An 18183-nucleotide genomic window follows, 5' to 3' on the forward strand; every position below is an offset into this window, starting at 1 on the left:
GGCGTCTGCGTGGCCGACGCCAAGGGTCGCCGGAGAAAGGGGCTTGCCGATGACCGCGCTACACAAGCTGAAGGCCTACTTCGGCATGGTCCCGGCCGAGGAGGTCGACGACTACGAGGTCGACTATGAGGACTACTCCTCGGAGGCCGAGGACTACGACGCTCCTGCCGACCGGATCGGCGGCCGACGGCGCCTCTCCGGGGCGCGTGGGGGATACTCGTCCGAGGACGCCGAACAGGAGGACGAGGGCCACGATGACCAGTCCGCGTCGCGATCGCGTCGGTCCCGGTCGATGGACTCGCTGGTCAGGGGATCGCTTGCAGTGGAACCGCAACGGGAGCACGTGTCGCGATTGCGCCCTGTAGCAGACTCGGGGAATCATGACAACCTGAGCAAAATCACGACTCTGCATCCTCGGAGTTACAGTGAAGCCCGCACCGTCGGCGAGCAGTATCGTGACGGCACGCCGGTGATCATGAACCTGACCGAGATGGATGAGGCCGATGCCAAGCGTCTGGTGGACTTCGCCGCCGGTCTGGCCTTCGCTATGCGGGGCTCGATCGAGAAGGTCACCAACCGCGTGTTCTTGCTCTCACCGCCCAACGTCGACGTTGCGGCCGAGGACAAGAGGCGCCTGGCCGAGGGTGCTTTTTTCAACTATGGGTGACCAGTGGCAGAGTTGAACCGTGGAACCGGCCTTGATTGTCCTGTATTACGTGCTGTTCTTCTTCTGGCTGCTGCTGGTGGCCCGGATCGTGGTGGAACTCGTGCGTTCGTTCGCCCGCGACTGGAAGCCCCGAGGCGGGGTTGCGATCGCGTTCGAGACCATCTACACAGTGACCGATCCGCCCGTACGCTTGTTGCGGCGGGTGATCCCGACCGTCCGGATCGGCAACGTCGGACTGGACTTATCGATTATGGTGCTGCTGCTGGTTGTGTTGATCCTGATGCAACTGGTTCGACCCGGATAGCGGGGAGTCCGGGTAGCCGGCAGCCGAGAGTGCGTGAGGTGATCTTGTGGGCTTGACCCCCGCCGACGTTCATAACGTGGCGTTCAGTAAACCCCCGATAGGCAAACGGGGCTACAACGAGGACGAGGTGGATGCCTTCCTCGACCTCGTCGAGGCCGAACTTGCTCGTCTGGTGGAGGAGAACGGCGACCTGAGGAACCAGAAGGAGCAACTCGAATCGCAGTTGCAGTCCGCTCAGGCCGACCTCGACGACGCCCGGAACCAGGCCGCGTCGGCGACCTCGTCCCCGGCTCCGGCCCCCGCGTCGGAACCGACCGCCAGCGCTCCGGCCGAGGAGCCGCGGCGGCTCGCTCCGGTGCCGCCGCCGAGCGCCGCCGAGCAGACCTCGCCCGGCGGGGATCAGCACGTGCAGGCGGCCAAGGTGCTCGGGCTGGCCCAGGAAATGGCCGACCGGCTCACCGGTGAGGCCAAGTCCGAGTCCGACGGCATGCTCTCCGAGGCCAGGACCAAGTCCGAGCAGTTGCTCTCGGATGCCAGGACCAAGTCCGACAGCATGGTCAACGAGGCCCGCTCCCGGGCCGAGACCATGCTCAACGACGCGCGGACCAGGGCCGAGACCCTGGAGCGGCAGGCCAGGGAGAAGGCCGCGGGGCTGGAGCGCGACGCCCAGCACAAGCACGCCGAGGTGATGGGCAACATCACCCAGGAGAAGAACGCGCTCGAGAAGAAGATCGAAACGCTGCGCACCTTCGAGCGGGAGTACCGCACGCGGTTGCAGACCTACCTGGAGTCGCAACTGCGGGAGCTCCAGGACCGCGGTTCGGCGGCACCGACCGAGAACGGTGGTGGCAACGAGGGTGTCAGCCTTCCCAACGGGCAGCAGAGCAGCTACAGCTTCGGGGCCAGGGCCGCCGAGGCGGGCTGACCTCTCCGTGTCGGTGCGGGCGGGTGCTCTTCCGGGGCGTCCGCCCGCATCCCGGCGTCGAAGGGCGTGAACGGTCTTGTCCGGCGGCGGTTTGCTGGTGGTGCTGACCCTGATCGTGGCCGCCGGTGGTGTGCTCGGGGCCGCCGTGGTCGCCGGGCAGCCGCAGTGGGCCTGGGGATCGGTTGTGCTCAGTGTGCTCGCCGGTGTGCTGTTGCTGGCGGGACGCTTTCGGGACCGTGGCGCGCGATCCCGGGGCGGACCGCCACCGCATCCCGCTGGTTCGGTGGAACGGGCGGAGCCCGCGGAGGGCGATCCGGACGCCGAACCGGCGGAGGAGGACACCGACGCGATCGATCCGCCCGCGGTCTCGGACCTGGAAGCCACCGTGGTCGTCATCGACGAGCGTCCGCGGTACCACCTCCAGCGGTGTTCCTGGCTGGGAGAGCGCGAAACCCTCCCACTGCCCGTGTGGCGGGCCCGCGAGCTCGACTTCACCCCGTGCGCGCGGTGCGCTCCCGACGCCACCCTGCTCGCGGCGGCTCGCGAGCCCTCCGAACCGTCCTGGCAGCCCGAGAAGTAACCGTTCACCCGCGTTGGATGGTTTCGGCGGTCGGTGCCGTCGCGCCGGACGCGGACGGTCGCCTCCGGCGCGGTTGTCGACGTTGGTTATGCTGGAATCAGCAAGGCGTCGATCCGGCCATCACCGGGGAGCCTCCGGAAGAACGGGTGGGTTTCGGCCCACCTCAGTAGAACCGGACGGGTCGGCCCGTCACAGCCGTTACGAGTGGTCGTGCGGCTCGGCGCCGCGCGGCAAGCGGGGTGGTACCGCGGCCTTTCGTGTCGTCCCCGCGTGGGCATCCGCCGATGCTCGTGCGAGAGACGAACCGACATCCGCGAGGAGCGCAGCCGCGATGGCTTACCCCAAGGTCCCCTTCAGTGGTGCCACCACGAGTGACGACTCCGGTGCCGCCGCCGTCGCCTCCCAGCCGTCGTTTCCCCGCTTGGAGCGCGAGGTACTGGACTTCTGGTCGCGGGACGGGACGTTCCGGGCCAGCGTCGAGGCCAGGGACGCGGGGCCTCACGGCGGCAACGAGTTCGTCTTCTACGACGGCCCGCCGTTCGCCAACGGCCTGCCGCACTACGGACACCTCCTGACCGGCTACGTCAAGGACGCGGTGCCGCGTTACCAGACCATGCGCGGGCGCAGGGTGGAGCGCCGGTTCGGCTGGGACTGCCACGGTCTGCCCGCCGAGGTCGAGGCCGAGAAGCAGCTCGGCATCTCGGCGAAGTCGGAGATCGAGTCGATGGGCGTGGCCGAGTTCAACGTGGCCTGCCGCACCTCGGTGCTGCGCTACACCGACGAGTGGCAGGACTACGTCACGCGTCAGGCGCGCTGGGTCGACTTCGACAACGACTACAAGACGCTCGACCTGGACTACATGGAAAGCGTCATGTGGGCCTTCAAGACCCTCTGGGACAAGGGGCTGATCTACGAGGGTTTCCGAGTCCTCTGGTACTGCTGGCGCTGCGAGACGCCGCTGTCCAACACCGAGACGCGCATGGACGACGTCTACCGCCAGCGCCAGGACCCCGCGGTGACCGTGGGTCTGCGGCTGCGGGCGTCGGGACGGGAGTTCGACGGCGCGCTCGCGCTGGTGTGGACGACGACCCCCTGGACGCTGCCGTCGAACCTGGCGGCGGCCGTGCACCCGGACGTCGACTACGCGCTCGTGGAACCCGAGCACGGCGGTGAACGCTACGTGCTGGCCGAGGCCCGGCTGGGCGCCTACTCCCGCGAGCTCGGCGAGGACGCCGCCGAGCGGGTCGTCGCGCGGTTCAAGGGCACCGAGCTGCTCGGCAGCGGCTACGACCCGCCGTTCGACTTCTTCGTCGGCCGCGACAACGCCCACCAGGTGCTCGAAGCCGACTACGTCACCACCGACGACGGTACGGGGATCGTGCACATCGCCCCCGCCTTCGGCGAGGACGACAAGGTCGTCACCGACGCCGCGGGTATCGACCCGGTGGTGCCGGTCGACTCCCGCGGCACGTTCACCGCCGAAGTGGCCCCGTACGAGGGAATGCAGGTCTTCGAGGCCAACAAGCGGATCATCCGCGACCTCAAGGACGCGGACCTGCTGCTGCGCCACGAGACCTACGACCACCCGTACCCGCACTGCTGGCGCTGCGACAACGCGCTGATCCAGCGCGCGCTGTCCTCGTGGTTCGTGGCGGTCACCCAGTTCCGGGACCGCATGGTCCAGCTCAACCAGCGCATCGACTGGGTTCCCGAGCACATCCGCGACGGCCAGTTCGGCAAGTGGCTGGAGAACGCCCGCGACTGGAACATCTCCCGCAGCCGCTACTGGGGTTCCCCGGTGCCGGTGTGGGTCTCCGACGACCCCGAGCACCCCCGGACGGACGTGTACGGCTCGCTGGACGAGCTCGAGGCCGACTTCGGCGTGCGCCCCACCGAACTGCACCGCCCGGAGATCGACGAACTCACCCGTCCCAACCCGGACGACCCGACCGGCCGGTCGGTGATGCGCCGCGTTCCCGACGTGCTGGACTGCTGGTTCGAGTCCGGCTCGATGCCCTTCGCCCAGGTGCACTACCCGTTCGACAACGCCGACTGGTTCGAGCACCACTACCCGGGCGACTTCATCGTCGAGTACAACGGTCAGACCCGCGGCTGGTTCTACACGCTGCACGTGCTGGCCACGGCGCTGTTCGACCGGCCGGCGTTCTCCCACGTCGCCGCGCACGGCATCGTGCTCGGTCACGACGGGTTGAAGATGTCGAAGTCCAAGGGCAACTACCCGGACATCAACGAGGTCTTCGACCGTGACGGTTCGGACGCCATGCGCTGGTTCCTGATGTCCAGCCCGATCCTGCGCGGCGGTGATCTCGTGGTCACCGAGAAGGGCATCCGCGACGCCGTGCGCCAGGCGGTGCTGCCGCTGTGGAACTCGTGGTACTTCCTGGCCCTGTACGCCAACGCCGCCGGTGTCGACGGGAACTCCCGGGTGGACAGTCAGCACGTGCTCGATCGCTACGTGCTGGCCAAGACCCACGAGATGGCCGCCGACGTGCAGGCCGCGATGGACCGCTTCGACCTCGCGGGCGCGTGCGCGACGGTGCGGGAGTTCCTGGAGGTGCTGACCAACTGGTACGTGCGCCGCTCCCGCGAGCGGTTCTGGGCCGGTGAGCAGGACGCGATCGACACCCTGCACACCGTGCTGGAGGTGACCAGCCGGGTCGTGGCCCCGCTGCTGCCGCTGACCGCCGAGGCCGTGTGGCGCGGGCTGACCGGGGGCCGCTCGGTGCACCTGGCGGACTGGCCGCTGGTGGACGAGCTGTCCGCCGACCCGGCGTTGGTGCACGCGATGGACCAGGTGCGCCAGGTGTGCTCGGCGGCGCTGGCCCTGCGCAAGTCCCACACGCTGCGCGTGCGTCAGCCGCTTCCGAAGCTGGTGGTGGCCGCTCCGGAAGCCGAGTCGCTGCGTCCCTTCGTCGACCTCCTCCGCGACGAGGTCAACGTCAAGGAGGTCGAGCTGACCACCGACGTGGCCGCGCACGGCCACTTCGAGGTCTCGGTCAACGCCCGCGCGGCCGGGCCGCGGCTGGGCGGTGACGTGCAGAAGGTCATCAAGGCCGTGAAGTCCGGCGAGTGGAGCCGCACCCCCGGTGGCGCCGTGTTCGCCGGTGGGATCGAACTGCGCGAGGGCGAGTTCACCGAGCGACTGGTCTCCACCGCCACCGGGGCGGCCTCCGCGTTGCCCGGAGGTGAGGGGCTGGTCGTGCTCGACACCGAGGTGAGCGCCGAGCTGGCCGCCGAGGGCACGGCACGGGACGTGGTCCGGGCGGTGCAGCAGGCCCGCCGGGAGGCAGGACTGGAGGTCTCCGACCGGATCACCACCACGCTGTACGCGCCGCGGGAGGTGCTCGACGCGGTCAACGCGCACCGCGACTTCCTCGCGGGGGAGACGCTGGCCGACACCGTGGAGCTGTCCGCCGAGCAGCGGCCCGAGTCCGCCTTCGCGGGCAGCGTCGGCGACGGCACCGACATCGCGGTCACCGTCACCAGGCTCTGACGGCGAGCGACTTCCCCGGGGTGAACGGACCGTTTTGGCGGTGTGAGTGCCCAAACGGTCCGTTCACCGATCGCACACCGGTGACGGGTCCGGTCGGCGAGCCGGTCTTCTCGCGGTCGTCGTCGCCTTGTGCAGCGACCACTCCAGCGGACCGCGCCCGAGTGTCCGGTGCCACGCGGTGGTGGCCACCGCCGTCACGCGGCGGCGATCCCGGTGTTCTGCGCGGCGCAGACCCACCAGGCGCCGTCCTGCTTCGTCAGAACCCAGGTGCCGATGTTGGCCCGCTGGTCGTGGGGGGTCTTCACGGGCTGGCGGAGGAAGACCAGGGCGACGGTCGGGGTGGGGAAGGTGATGCGGTCGATCTCGTACCAGGTGCTGATGTCGTCGGCGTGGTGCGTGAGGCGTTCACGGTGATAGCCGTGGATGTCGTCCCAGCCGTGGAAGCGCCGACCGTTCACGGCCGTGAACACCACGTCCGAGGTGAACCGGGCGTCGAACTTCGCGGCGTCGTGCTCGGCGAAGGCCGCTTCCAGCTCGGCGAAGATCTCCTCGATCTCACGCACGTCCCGCTCGTCGCCGGAGGTGTCCTGGGTGACGGGCCGATCGACCATGATTGTCGCGCCTCCCGCGTCGGCACCGAACCGGCACCGGAGTCGAGCAGTGACGAAAACCGCGGACCACGGTACGCGTGGCTCGGCCGGTCCGGTACCGCACGGCGATCGCGCCCGGAGGGGGCTCCTCGGAGGGGGCGCCGAGTGAGCGTTTTTCGAGTGTGTGCCGAGCGGGCGGACGGCACGGCCACCCGACGGTCTTCGGGTGGCCACGCCGGCCGGTGCCGGCGACACGCCTTCAGACCTCGTACTCGGAGCGGTCGTCGGACCACTCGGTGTGGAAGACGCCGTCGATGTCGGCGCGCCGGTAGGTGTGGGCGCCGAAGTAGTCCCGCTGGGCCTGCACCAGGGCGGCGGGCAGCCGCTTGGCCCGCAGGGCGTCGTAGTAGGCCAGCGAGGTCGAGAAGCCGGGGACCGGGATGCCCATGCTCGTGGCCCTGGACACCACTCGACGCCACGGGTCCTGCGCCTCGTTCAGCGCCCGTTGGAAACTCCGGTCGGTCAACAGCGTCGGCAGTTGCGGGTCGGACTCGTAGGCCGCCCGGATGCGGTCGAGGAACTTCGCCCGGATGATGCAGCCGCCGCGCCAGATCGTGGCGACCGACCCGAGGTCGACGTTCCAGCCGTACTCGGCACTGCCGGCCTGGATCTGGTTGAAGCCCTGCGCGTAGGCGACGATCTTCGACGCGTACAGCGCCTGCTCGATGTCGTCGACGAACCCGTCGATATCGGTGGAGGCCAGCCGGGTCCCGGTCGGTCCGGGGAGTCCTCTGGAGGCCTCGCGCAGGTCGGCGTGGCCGGACAGGGAGCGGGCGAAGACGGCCTCGGCGATCCCGCTGACCGGGCTGCCCAGCTCCAGGGCGCCCTGCACCGTCCACCGGCCGGTGCCCTTCTGCTCGGCCTGGTCGAGCACGACGTCGACGAACGGCTTGCCGGTGTGGGCGTCGGTGTGGGCCAGCACCTCGGCGGTGATCTCGATGAGGTAGGAGTCCAGCCTGCCGGTGTTCCACCGCCGGAAGATCTCGGCGATCTCGGCGGGTTCCTTGCCGACCGCGTGGCGCAGCAGGTCGTAGGCCTCTCCGATCAACTGCATGTCGGAGTACTCGATGCCGTTGTGCACCATCTTGACGAAGTGCCCGGCACCGTCCGGACCGATGTGGGCGACGCACGGGGTGCCGTCGACGTCGGCGGCGATACCGGACAGGAACGGTTCCAGCTCGCCGTAGGCCTGCTGGGATCCGCCGGGCATGATGCTGGGGCCCTCCAGCGCCCCCTCCTCGCCACCGGAGACACCGCTGCCGACGAAGTGCAGTCCGCGTTCGGCCAGCGCGGCCTGACGCCGTCGCGTGTCCTCGAAGTGCGCGTTGCCCGCGTCGACGAGGACGTCACCGGAGTCCAGCAGCGGCGCGAGCTCGTCGACGACCTCGTCGGTGGGCGGCCCCGCCTTGACCATGATGACCAGGCGGCGCGGGCGTTCCAGCGCCTGGACGAGCTCGGACAGCGAGTAGGTCGGCACGAAGTCGCCTTCACCGCTGAAGTGCTCGATGAGGTTGTCGGTGCGTTCGGCGCGTCGGTTGTGCACCGCGACGCGGTGGCCGCGCCGGGCGAAGTTGCGCGCGAGGTTGCGACCCATGGTGGCCAGGCCTGTCACACCGATGTGCGCCTTCTCGGTCATCTTCGACTCCCTCTCGATCGACTGGCTCCCCGCCAGGCTAGCCATTCCCGGCTCACCCCCGCCCGTCGTTCGCCATGACCACCCGAACGAGCGTTTCCATCGGTGACCGATGTGCGCACGCTTCGCGTGTGGCTACTCCGGTGCGGATCGGGGATGTGCCGGAGGAGGTGCACAAGCCCTTGAGGACGCGTGCGGTGGAGGGCCGGCCAGTCGTACTCGGAGTTCCTTCGGGAGCTGCTGGAGCAGGCCGCCACGCGGCCCCCACGGCGGAGGTCGTCGAGCGGCTGGACAAGCGGGGGCGGCTGACTCAGCTGGACAGCACCGCCGAGGACGTTCGCGAATCCTGCGACGAGAAGCTGGCTCGGGGGGTGGAGACCTCGGGCGTCGATGTGATCGTGCCCTGAGCCGGAACCCGACGTAGCCGCGTATGGGCGCGCTGGAACGGTTGGGGACAATGGTGGGTGTGAGCCCCGACCAGTCCGAGCCCGAACACCGCCCTCCCTCCGAGCCCGACTCCGGGGACGCGCCCGAGGAGACCCCTGCGGAGACGTCGCGACCGCGGCGCGGGCGCCTGCTGACGCTGCTGTTCGGCGTGTCCGCCGCGCTGCTGGCCCTCGACATCGTGACCAAGACCCTCGCGGTCAACCGGCTGGACGGTGAGTCCCCGGTCAAGCTGTTCGGCGGCTTCGTCTACCTGGTGCTGTTCCGCAACCCCGGGGCCGCCTTCAGCCTGGCCACCGGCCTGACCTGGCTGCTGTCGCTGCTGGCGCTCGTGGTCGTGGGCGTGATCACCTGGTTCGCCCCGAAGCTGCGCTCGACCGGTTGGGCCCTCGGACTCGGTCTCGTGCTCGGCGGGGTGGCGGGCAACCTGGTGGACAGGATCTTCCGCGAGCCCGGACCGCTGCGGGGGCACGTCATCGACTTCCTGTCGGTGCTGGCGCCGGACGGCAGCGTGTGGCCGGTGTTCAACTTCGCCGATTCGGGAATCGTGTGCGGCGGCATCCTGATCGTGCTGATGTCGTTGCTGGGCTACGACTACGACGGAACCGTGCACCGACGCCGGAACAAGCGAAACCGAAGCGACGAGGACGGATCGTGAACGAGCTGCGAACGCTGCCGGTGCCCGACGGGCTGGACGGAATGCGGGTGGACGCGGGCCTGGCCAAACTGCTCGGGATCTCACGCAGTGCCGTGGCTTCGCTGGCCGAGTCCGGGGACGTGCGCCTGGACGGCGGCCCCACGAGCAAGTCGGACCGGCTGCTGTCCGGGTCCTGGCTGGAGGTGGAGCTGCCCTCCGCCGAACAGCCGCGGACCGAGGTGTCCGCCGTGCCGGTCGAAGGAATGACGATCGTGCACGAGGACGACGACATCGTCGTGGTCAACAAGCCCGTCGGCGTGGCCGTGCACCCCAGCCCGGGCTGGGAGGGGCCGACGGTGCTCGGTGGACTGGCCGCTGCCGGAGTGCGCGTGGCCACAGCTGGTCCCTCCGAACGGCAGGGCGTCGTGCACCGCCTCGACGCGGGGACCACCGGCGTCATGGTCGTGGCCAAGAGCGAGTTCGCCTACTCCGCCCTCAAGCGCGCCTTCAAGGAGCGCACGGTGGACAAGCACTACCACGCGCTGGTGCAGGGCCATCCCGATCCGAGCAAGGGCACCATCGACGCGCCGATCGACCGTCATCCGCGCCACGACTACAAGTTCGCCGTGGTCACCGGTGGCCGGGAGAGCGTCACCCACTACGAGATGGTCGAGGCGTTCCGGGCGGCCTCGCTGGTGGACGTGAAACTGGAGACCGGGCGCACCCATCAGATCCGGGTGCACTTCTCGGCGATCAAGCATCCCTGCGTCGGCGACCTCACCTACGGTGCGGACCCGGTGCTGGCGCGCAGGCTCGGCCTCGCCCGGCAGTGGTTGCACGCTTACTCCCTCGGTTTCGAGCACCCCGCCGACGGGCGTCGCGTCACCTTCGACAGCGACTACCCGCCGGACCTCCAGCACGCGGTGGACCTCCTGCGGGAGCAGGACCACTGAGGTCGACGATCATCGCCCGCACCGGGCGGGAGGGGATTTGCCGTATTCTCGGCGCCGAGCGAACGGCGCGGAAACGGCGGACGAAGGCGGGAGTAACCGGTGCGTGAATTCGATCAGCGGTCGCGGGACGGCGAGAGCGGTGCGACGGCGGGCTCGGAGGCGGCCACGCCGCCGTCCGGTGTGCCGTCGCGTGGCGGCACACCGTACTTCGCGGGGGATCTGCAGGATACGTCCGGTGGCGCGGACGCCCTCGACGACGAGACACCACCGAACGGGATCGCCGGGCTCCCGGTCGGTGCCGTGACCGAGAGCGTGGTCAGCGAGCAGGACTACGGTCGGGCGGCCCCGACCGTGTTCGGCGGTCCGGAAGCGGTGGATCTCGAGTCCGAGGGCTCGACGGCCCGCGACGACACCGACGAGTGGCCGAAGCTGGAGTACCGCAGCCGCAACGCCCCCAAGCGTTCCGGCGCACTCGGCTGGATTCGCCGCGACGACCGGTAAACCCGCGATCGGCGATCCCTGCCTTTCGTCAGTAGTGGCGTCCGCGCCGGGGACTGTAGCGTCGCCGCGATGACGTCCGTGGCCGGAGCCGTGCGTACGTGGGTCGCCGGGGCCAGGCCCCCGCGGGAGCGTCGCGCACGGCTGCGCGATGTCCTGCTGTGGGCCGTGCTGGTGACACCGGTGCTCGCCCGGGCGGGCGTGCGCGCGGTCGCGGAAGTGCCCTGGTGGCCGCTGGCCGTCGGGGCCGCCGTGCTGGCTCTCGCCGTCCGGGGCAGCCGCGCGTCGCCCGTTCTCGCGCTGATCACGAGCGCCGCGCTGGTTCTTCTCGACCCGTCGTTCGTGTGGGCGCAGCCGGTGATGAGCTACTTCGTCGGCAGGCGGGTCCCGGGATGGCGGATTCCCGCTCTCGGGTTCACCGCGATCCTGGTCGTCGGCTCCGTGTCGGCTGCGCTGGGCGTCGTCGGCTGGGTCGTCTGGGTCGTCGGTTTCGCGTTCCCGGGGATCATGTCGTGGTTGCTGGGCAGGTACCGGCGCCAGCACGTCGCCCTGGTCCACGCGGGCTGGGAGCGTGCCGAGCACCTGGAGCGCGAGCAGCGGATCGTTTCCGAGCAGGCACGCCTGCGCGAGCGGGCGCGGATCTCGCAGGACATGCACGACTCACTGGGGCACGAGCTGAGTCTGATCGCGTTGCAGGCGGGCGGCTTGGAACTCGCCGGGGGACTCGACGACGAGCAACGCGCGGTGGTGGGGGAGCTGCGCGAGCGTGCCGGGGCCGCCACCGAGCAGTTGCGCGAGATGATCGGAGTGCTTCGCGAGGAGGCCGGCACCCCGTCCACCGAACCGTGGTCGCAGAGCATCGACGAGCTCGTGCAGCGGTGCCGCGACGCGGGCATGGTCGTCGCGCTGGACGCGGACGGAGTGGCTGGTGGGACGCCGCCGATGGTCGATCGTGCCGTGTTCCGCGTCGTGCAGGAGGCGCTGACCAACGCGGCGAAGCACTCCCCGGGAGCCGCGGTGACGGTGCGCGTGCGCCGCACCGGGGCGGAAACCGCGGTGTCCGTGATCAACCCCTTGCTCACGACGGTGATGTGCTCGTGGAACCGGCCGGATCCGACCGGGAACGCGGTCGTCAGGGCCTGGTCGGGATCCGGGAACGGATACGCCTGCTCGGCGGCACCGTGACCGCTCACTCGCGCGCGGGGTCGTTCGAGGTCGCGGCGCGCCTGCCGCACACCTCCGGGCGGGCCCCGTCGGCAGAGGGTCCGACCTCCGACGGGACCGAGACGGAGTCGACGCTGCAACGTGCTCACGCCCACCGTGAGCTGCGGCGGAGTCTGACCGTGACCGTGGCCGGGTCGGCCGTGATGGCCGCCGTGATCCTGACCGTGCAGGTCCTCGTGTGGATTCACAACGCCGAGCGGTCGTACCTGTCGCCGGCGCGGTTCGGCCGGATCACGATCGGGCAGGAGCGCACGCGGCTGACCGAGCTGCTGCCCTCCGAACAGGTCCCGGCGCTCCCCGAGCGCCCCGAACCACCGGCGCCCTCTCGGGACGTCTGCGAGTACTACGGCTCGGGGAACAACATCTTCGGAGCGGGCCCGGTGTATCGGCTGTGCTTCGACCGGGGTCGGTTGGTGTCCAAGGACGTCCTGAGCGCATTGTGAGGAGTGAGGCGTGATCCGGGTACTGCTGGCCGACGACGAGCCCCTGATCCGGGCCGGGGTGAACGGCATCCTCGCCGCCGACTCCGGGATCGAGGTGGTCGCCGAGGCCGGGGACGGACGCGAGGCCGTCGAGCTGAGCCGCCACCACCGCCCGGACGTGGCGTTGCTGGACATCCGGATGCCGGTGTTGGACGGGCTCGCCGCGATCCCCGAGATCCGCCACGCCGTCTCCGGCACGGCCGTGGTCATCCTGACCACCTTCGGGGAGGACGAGTACATCGCGCGGGCGCTCGGGGAGGGAGTCGGGGGTTTCCTGCTCAAGACGGGGGACCCGCGTGAGCTCATCACCGGAGTGCACGCCGTGGCCGAGGGTGCGGCGTTCCTGTCGCCCCGGGTGGCCCAACGGGTGATCGCCCGGTTCGGCGACGGCCGCGCGTCCCGGAAGGCCGCGGCCGGGGAGCGGGTCACGACCCTGACCGACCGCGAGCGGGAGGTGCTGACCCTGGTCGGTTCCGGACTGTCCAACGCGGAGATCGCGGCCCGGCTGCACCTCGTCGAGGGCACGGTCAAGGCGTACGTCAGCACGATCCTCGACCGGCTCGACGCGCGGAACCGAGTGCAGGCCGCGATCACCGCGTACGAGGCGGGGCTTGAGGAACATCCGTGTCGGATCGTGCGCTAAGCGTTATCCCAGTTCGTTGCCGCGTTGACCTGCGGCGAAGCGGTACTGGAACCTTCCGAGGTCGTTGTAAACGATCTTTGGAAGGGCAGTTGTGGCAGTCGAGTTTCTGTCGGATGAGCAGGCGGCTGAGTACGGGGCGTTTCCCGCGACGCTGTCTCGGGGCGAGCTGGAGCGGTACTTCTTCCTGGATGACGCGGATCGGGAGCTGGTGCGGGACAAGCGGCGGCCGCACAACCGGCTTGGGTTCGCGGTCCAGTTGGCCAGCGTTCGCTACCTCGGGCGGTTCATGCCGGATCCGCAGCAAGTCCCTACGGAGGTGGCCGAGTACCTGGCCGAGCAGTTGGAGATCTTCGACCCGTCGTGCCTGAAGGACTACGGCGAGCGGGACGGCACCGCGCGCACCCACGCTGGTGAGATCCAGAAGGCCGAGGGCTGGCGGGACTTTTCCGAGGTCACCAGCGAGCTGAGTGAGTGGCTCGACGCCCGCGCCTGGACCACTGGCGACGGGCCGAAAGCACTGTTCGACGCCGCGGTGGGCTGGCTGCGCGAGCGAAAGGTGCTGCTGCCCGGGGCGACCAGGCTGGCGCGGCTGGTCGGTTCGTGCCGGGAAGCGGCGACGCAGCGGTTGTGGGAGACGCTGCACGATCTGCTCGACGATGACCAGCGCGCCGCGCTCGACGGCCTGCTGGAGGTGCCGGAAGGGCACCGGCATTCCCGGCTGGACCGGATTCGGCGCCCGCCGACGCGGGTGTCGGGCCCGGCGATGGTCGACGCGCTCCAGCGGGCCGCGGAGATCCTGGGGTTGGGGTTCGCCGAGGTCGACACCGAAGTCGTGCCACCTCGTCGGCTCGCGGAGCTGTCCCGGTACGGGGTGCAGGGCAAGGCCGCCCTGCTGCGCCGCCACGGCGACTCTCGGCGTGCGGCGACGCTGCTGGCCACGGTGGTCTACCTGCAAACGCGGGCGGTCGACGATGCCCTGGACCTGCTGGATGTGCTGATCTCGTCCAAGCTGCTGGCCCGGGCGGAGCGGGCGTCGGCTAAGGAGAAGCTGCGCACGCTGCCCCGGCTCGGTAAGGCGTCGGCGAAGCTGGCCGCCGCGTTCGGCGTGCTGCTGGAGATGGCCCAGTTCTCCCGAAGCTCCCGCGAGCCGCAAAGTAGCGGGTGATCGGTCGTGATCGCTCGATCGTGTTACTGGTGGTCGCGTTAGCGTCCGCCCATGCGTCAGAACTGGACATCGGACGAGCTGGTCGATTTATGGACGCTGGTCGGTGAGGACTGGCGGTGGCTGGGAAACAAGACCGGCGTGACGCGGCTTGGGTTCGCGGTGCTATTGAAGTTCTTCGAGATTGAGGCCCGATTTCCCGCGTATCCGGAGGAAGTGCCGTCGGCAGCGGTGGACTATGTGGCCTCGCAGGTGCGGGTGGAGGCCACCGAGTTCGCCAAGTACTCGCTATCGGGGCGCACAGCGGAGTATCACCGCAGCCAGATCCGGGAGGCGATGGGCTTCCGCCCGGCGACCGAGGCTGATGAGCAGCGGTGGACCGGCTGGCTGGCCGAGGAGCTGGCTGGGGTGGAGCTGGATCGCCAGCGGCTGGCGGCGGCGGTGTTGACCCGGTGCCGCCAGGAGAAGGTGGAGCCACCGACGTCGGGCCGGGTGGATCGCGTTGTGGCCAGCGCGCTGCGGCAATTCGAGACCGCGTTCTGCACGCGGACGGTACAGCGGCTGGGACCTGCCGCTGATCGGCTGGAGGCCCTGGTGGCCGAGGCCGAGGGGCAGCGGGGCGGGCTGTTGGCGGAGTTGAAGGCCGATCCGGGGCAGGCCAGTCTGGACACGCTGCTGCGGGAGATCGACAAGCTCGCCGCGGTGCGGGCGCTGGGACTTCCCGCAGGATTGTTCGAGGATGCGTCCGAGAAGCTGGTGGCCGCGTGGCGGGCCAGGGCGGCGCGGTCGTGGCCGTCGGATCTGCGCGCCGCCTCGGGCGAGGTGCGGCTAACGCTGCTGGCGGCGTTGTGCTGGGTCCGGCAAACCGAGATCACCGACGCGCTGGTGGAACTGCTGATCAGCCTGGTGCACAAGGTTAACGCACGTGCCGAGCGGCGGGTAGAACGCGAACTGACCGAGGATCTGCGGCGCGTGCGGGGCAAGGAAGGCATTCTGTTCCGGCTGGCCGAGGCCGCCGTGGAGCACCCGGATGAGCTGGTGCGGTCGGCGGTGTATCCCGTGGTCGGCGAGAAAACGCTGCGGGAGCTGGTCAAAGAAGCCAAAGCCAACGAACGCGCCTTCCAAGCCAGGGTGCGCACCGTGCTGCGCAGCTCGTATTCGAACCACTACCGGCGGATGCTGCCGGCACTGCTGGCCGCACTGGAGTTCCGCTGCAACAACACCGCCTACCGGCCGATCATGCAGGCCCTGGACCTGCTCGGACGCTACGCCGAGGTCGACGGCAAGACCCGCTTCTACGACGCGGGCGCGACGGTGCCCTTCGACGGGGTGGTGCCGAAAGCCTGGCGGGAGGCGGTCGTCGACGAGAAGGGCCGCGTCGAGCGCATCCCGTATGAGCTGTGCGTGCTGGTGTCCCTGCGCGATGCGTTGCGCCGCCGCGAGGTGTATGTGGCCGGGGCCAGCAAGTGGCGCAATCCCGAGGACGACCTGCCCGCGGATTTCGAGTCCAGCCGGGACGTGCACTACGCCGAGCTGTGCCAGCCGCTGGATCCCAGCGAGTTCATCACGGACCTGCGCAGCCGCATGAGCGCGGCCTTGGAACGGTGCGATGCCGCCCTGGCCGACGGCACCGCGGGCGGGGTACGGGTCGGCCAGCGCCGGGGCGAGCCGTGGATCACCGTGCCCAAAGCGGATCCGCTGCCCGAATCGCAGGCCCTCGGCGCACTCAAGGACGAGGTCATCCGCCGCTGGGGCACGCTAGATCTGCTCGACGTGCTCAAGGACGCCGACTTCCTCACCGAGTTCACCGCCGAGTTCTCCTCGGTGGCCTCCCGCGAGGCGCTGGACCGGCCGACGCTGCGCCGGCGGATGCTGCTGTGCCTGTTCGCGTTGGGCACCAACATCGGGATCCGCCAGCTTGTCGACACCGGCGAGCACGGGGAAACCGAGGCCGCGCTACGGCACGTGCGCCGGCACTTCATCACCCGCGACAACCTGCGGGCCGCGATCGGAAAGCTGGCCAACGCGACCTTCGACGTGCGCGATCCGCAGTGGTGGGGCCAGGGCACGGCGTGCGCGTCGGACTCGAAGAAGTTCGGCTCGTGGGAGTCGAACCTGATGACCGAGTTCCACCAGCGCTACGGCGGACCCGGTGTGATGATCTACTGGCACGTCGAGCGCAAGAGCACCTGCATCTATTCCCAGCTCAAGTCCTGTTCGTCGTCCGAGGTCGCGGCGATGATCGAGGGGCTGCTGCGGCACTGCACCGACGCCGAGATCGAGGCCAACTACGTCGACACGCACGGCGCGAGCGTGGTCGGGTTCGCCTTCACCGAACTGCTCGGGTTCCGGCTGCTGCCGAGGTTGAAGAACATCGGCTCGATCCGCCTGTACCGGTCGGACGACGAGGCCGCCTACGCGCATCTCGGACCCGTGTGCACCCGGCCGATCAAGTGGGATCTCATCGCCCAGCAGTACGACCAAATGGTCAAATACGCCACCGCGCTCCGACTCGGGACGGCCGAGTCGGAGTCGATCCTGCGCCGGTTCACCCGCGGCGGCCCGAAACACCCCACCTACCAAGCCCTGGAGGAACTCGGCCGGGCGGTGCGCACGATCTTTGCCTGCGACTACCTCGCCTCCCCCGAGCTGCGCCGCGAGATTCACGGTGGCTTGCAGGTAGTGGAGCAGTGGAACTCCGGCAACACCGTGCTGTTCTACGGCAAAGACGGCGATCTGACCGGCCCCGACCGCGAGCACAGCGAGGTGTCCATGCTCGCGCTGCACCTGCTTCAGTCGGCGCTGGTGCACGTCAACACCCTGCTGCTGCAGCAGGTCCTGGACGAACCGGCGTGGGCAGGCACCCTGGGCGATGCCGACCGGCGTGGCCTGACGCCGCTGTTCTGGTCCAACATCAACCCTTACGGGCGCTTCCGCCTGGACATGAGCAAGCGCCTCGACCTACCGACCCCGTCTCGTTGACGGATCCTCATAGGAAGTCGAGGATCTCACTGCGGACGCGTGCTGGTTGGTCTTCCATGAGGAAGTGGCCGCCGTTGTCGATCACGGCCAGCTCCGAGCCCGGGATGTCTGCGGCGAGTCGTTTGGCGTAGGTGAGTGGTTGCCAGGCGTCTTGGGCTCCCCACAGCAGACGCACCGGCATGGTCAATTGCGCCAGCGCGGGCACGACCTGCTGTGTGGGGCTGGAGTCGTATTTCCGGACTTGGTGCTCGAAGAACGAGGCCCGGCCCAGAGCGGACCGGTGCGGAGCGAGGTAGGCATCCAGCACCGCGCCACTCATGCGATCCGGGTTCGCCACGGTCATCTGCAGTTGCCTGGTCAGCATCGCTTCGAAGTCACTCGCCGGCATGGCGGCGTAGTCCTGGAGGTGATCGCGGATGATCGCCTGCCAGGTCTCCGAGGGCCAGGAGTCGTAGCTGACTGTGTCGATCAGCATCAGCCGGCGCACGCGCCGGGGTTGAGCCGTGGCCAGCAGCTGCGCGATGGCACCGCCGATGTCGTGGGCGACCAGGCAGAACTGGTCGATGCCCAGGTGCTGCAGGAGCGCCTGAAGAACTTCGACTTGCCCGCGCACCGAGGTGTCATGGGTCAGTGGCCGTTCCGATCGGCCGTATCCCAGCAGGTCGAACAGCACGACTCGATAGCCGGCTCGCTCGACCTCGGGAACAACGTCACGCCAGATGAACGAGTGCGACGGGGTGCCGTGCAGGAACACCACCGGCTCACCGCTGCCTCGATCGCGGTAGGCCAGACGTACGCCATTGACGATGACCTCACTGTCCAAGAGCTCGGGCACAGCTACTCCTCTCAAAGGTATAACGGTCGTTCTACTAGAACGGTCGTTAT

17 protein-coding genes are annotated in these 18183 nt (G+C 69.3%); 14 read left to right on the forward strand and 3 right to left on the reverse strand.

The window, feature by feature from the left end; translation table 11 throughout:
• Nucleotides 1-49 precede the first annotated feature (49 nt).
• The 5 genes from FHX42_RS03745 to ileS all read left to right on the forward strand — a co-directional run bounded on the left by FHX42_RS03745 (nt 50) and on the right by ileS (nt 5990).
• Nucleotides 50-667: a cell division protein SepF gene (locus tag FHX42_RS03745; RefSeq protein WP_182543489.1), complete on the forward strand. Its 618-nt coding sequence runs from the start codon at nt 50-52 to the stop codon at nt 665-667.
• A gap of 19 nt (nt 668-686) precedes the next feature.
• Nucleotides 687-971 (forward strand): YggT family protein, encoded by a 285-nt coding sequence (locus tag FHX42_RS03750; protein ID WP_182542737.1) that lies wholly within the window; start codon nt 687-689, stop codon nt 969-971.
• A gap of 46 nt (nt 972-1017) precedes the next feature.
• Nucleotides 1018-1896 (forward strand): DivIVA-like cell division protein Wag31, encoded by an 879-nt coding sequence (gene wag31, locus FHX42_RS03755; protein ID WP_182542738.1) that lies wholly within the window; start codon nt 1018-1020, stop codon nt 1894-1896.
• Between the two features lie 76 nt (nt 1897-1972).
• Entirely contained in the window at nt 1973-2476 is a 504-nt protein-coding gene (locus FHX42_RS03760; RefSeq protein ID WP_235986887.1) for a hypothetical protein, read from the forward strand.
• A 331-nt stretch (nt 2477-2807) separates the two neighbouring features.
• Nucleotides 2808-5990 carry an isoleucine--tRNA ligase gene (gene ileS / locus FHX42_RS03765; RefSeq protein ID WP_182542739.1) on the forward strand — a complete coding sequence of 1061 codons (3183 nt, stop codon included), beginning with the start codon at nt 2808-2810 and terminating at the stop codon, nt 5988-5990.
• Nucleotides 5991-6184: 194 nt separating this feature from the next.
• On the opposite strand, the gene FHX42_RS03770 is transcribed toward ileS, so the two are convergent.
• Nucleotides 6185-6601, reverse strand: a complete 417-nt coding sequence (locus FHX42_RS03770) for an SgcJ/EcaC family oxidoreductase (RefSeq protein ID WP_182542740.1) — start codon at nt 6599-6601, stop codon at nt 6185-6187.
• A 238-nt stretch (nt 6602-6839) separates the two neighbouring features.
• On the reverse strand, nt 6840-8276 hold the full coding sequence (gene gndA, locus FHX42_RS03775; RefSeq protein ID WP_182542741.1) for an NADP-dependent phosphogluconate dehydrogenase: 1437 nt from the start codon (nt 8274-8276) through the stop codon (nt 6840-6842).
• A 128-nt stretch (nt 8277-8404) separates the two neighbouring features.
• On the opposite strand from gndA, the gene FHX42_RS03780 reads away from it, so the two are divergent.
• The 9 genes from FHX42_RS03780 to FHX42_RS03820 all read left to right on the forward strand — a co-directional run bounded on the left by FHX42_RS03780 (nt 8405) and on the right by FHX42_RS03820 (nt 17298).
• Nucleotides 8405-8680, forward strand: coding sequence for a hypothetical protein (locus tag FHX42_RS03780; RefSeq protein ID WP_235986888.1), 276 nt, complete (start codon nt 8405-8407; stop codon nt 8678-8680).
• A 50-nt stretch (nt 8681-8730) separates the two neighbouring features.
• Nucleotides 8731-9375 (forward strand): signal peptidase II, encoded by a 645-nt coding sequence (lspA, locus tag FHX42_RS03785; RefSeq protein ID WP_182542742.1) that lies wholly within the window; start codon nt 8731-8733, stop codon nt 9373-9375.
• 41 nt (nt 9376-9416) lie between these two features.
• Entirely contained in the window at nt 9417-10307 is an 891-nt protein-coding gene (locus FHX42_RS03790) for an RluA family pseudouridine synthase (RefSeq protein ID WP_220479911.1), read from the forward strand.
• A gap of 99 nt (nt 10308-10406) precedes the next feature.
• Nucleotides 10407-10808, forward strand: coding sequence for a hypothetical protein (locus FHX42_RS03795; protein WP_182542744.1), 402 nt, complete (start codon nt 10407-10409; stop codon nt 10806-10808).
• Nucleotides 10809-10877: 69 nt separating this feature from the next.
• Complete coding sequence (locus FHX42_RS03800; protein WP_182542745.1) at nt 10878-11990, forward strand: sensor histidine kinase; 1113 nt, start codon at nt 10878-10880, stop codon at nt 11988-11990.
• Nucleotides 11987-12472: a hypothetical protein gene (locus FHX42_RS03805; protein WP_182542746.1), complete on the forward strand. Its 486-nt coding sequence runs from the start codon at nt 11987-11989 to the stop codon at nt 12470-12472. The genes FHX42_RS03800 and FHX42_RS03805 overlap by 4 nt, the downstream gene beginning before the upstream one ends.
• 10 nt (nt 12473-12482) lie before the next feature.
• Nucleotides 12483-13154 carry a response regulator gene (locus tag FHX42_RS03810; protein WP_182542747.1) on the forward strand — a complete coding sequence of 224 codons (672 nt, stop codon included), beginning with the start codon at nt 12483-12485 and terminating at the stop codon, nt 13152-13154.
• A 91-nt stretch (nt 13155-13245) separates the two neighbouring features.
• The gene (locus FHX42_RS03815) at nt 13246-14319 is read left to right on the forward strand and encodes a DUF4158 domain-containing protein (RefSeq protein ID WP_328795886.1); all 1074 of its coding nucleotides are present in this window, start codon (nt 13246-13248) and stop codon (nt 14317-14319) included.
• Nucleotides 14320-14370: 51 nt separating this feature from the next.
• Nucleotides 14371-17298, forward strand: coding sequence for a Tn3 family transposase (locus tag FHX42_RS03820; RefSeq protein WP_182542748.1), 2928 nt, complete (start codon nt 14371-14373; stop codon nt 17296-17298).
• A gap of 7 nt (nt 17299-17305) precedes the next feature.
• Here FHX42_RS03820 and FHX42_RS03825 read toward each other — a convergent pair whose 3' ends face one another.
• Nucleotides 17306-18133 carry an alpha/beta fold hydrolase gene (locus FHX42_RS03825; protein WP_328795887.1) on the reverse strand — a complete coding sequence of 276 codons (828 nt, stop codon included), beginning with the start codon at nt 18131-18133 and terminating at the stop codon, nt 17306-17308.
• Nucleotides 18134-18183: the final 50 nt, after the last annotated feature.

This window comes from Halosaccharopolyspora lacisalsi (genome assembly GCF_014137975.1).
Classification (GTDB): domain Bacteria; phylum Actinomycetota; class Actinomycetes; order Mycobacteriales; family Pseudonocardiaceae; genus Halosaccharopolyspora; species Halosaccharopolyspora lacisalsi.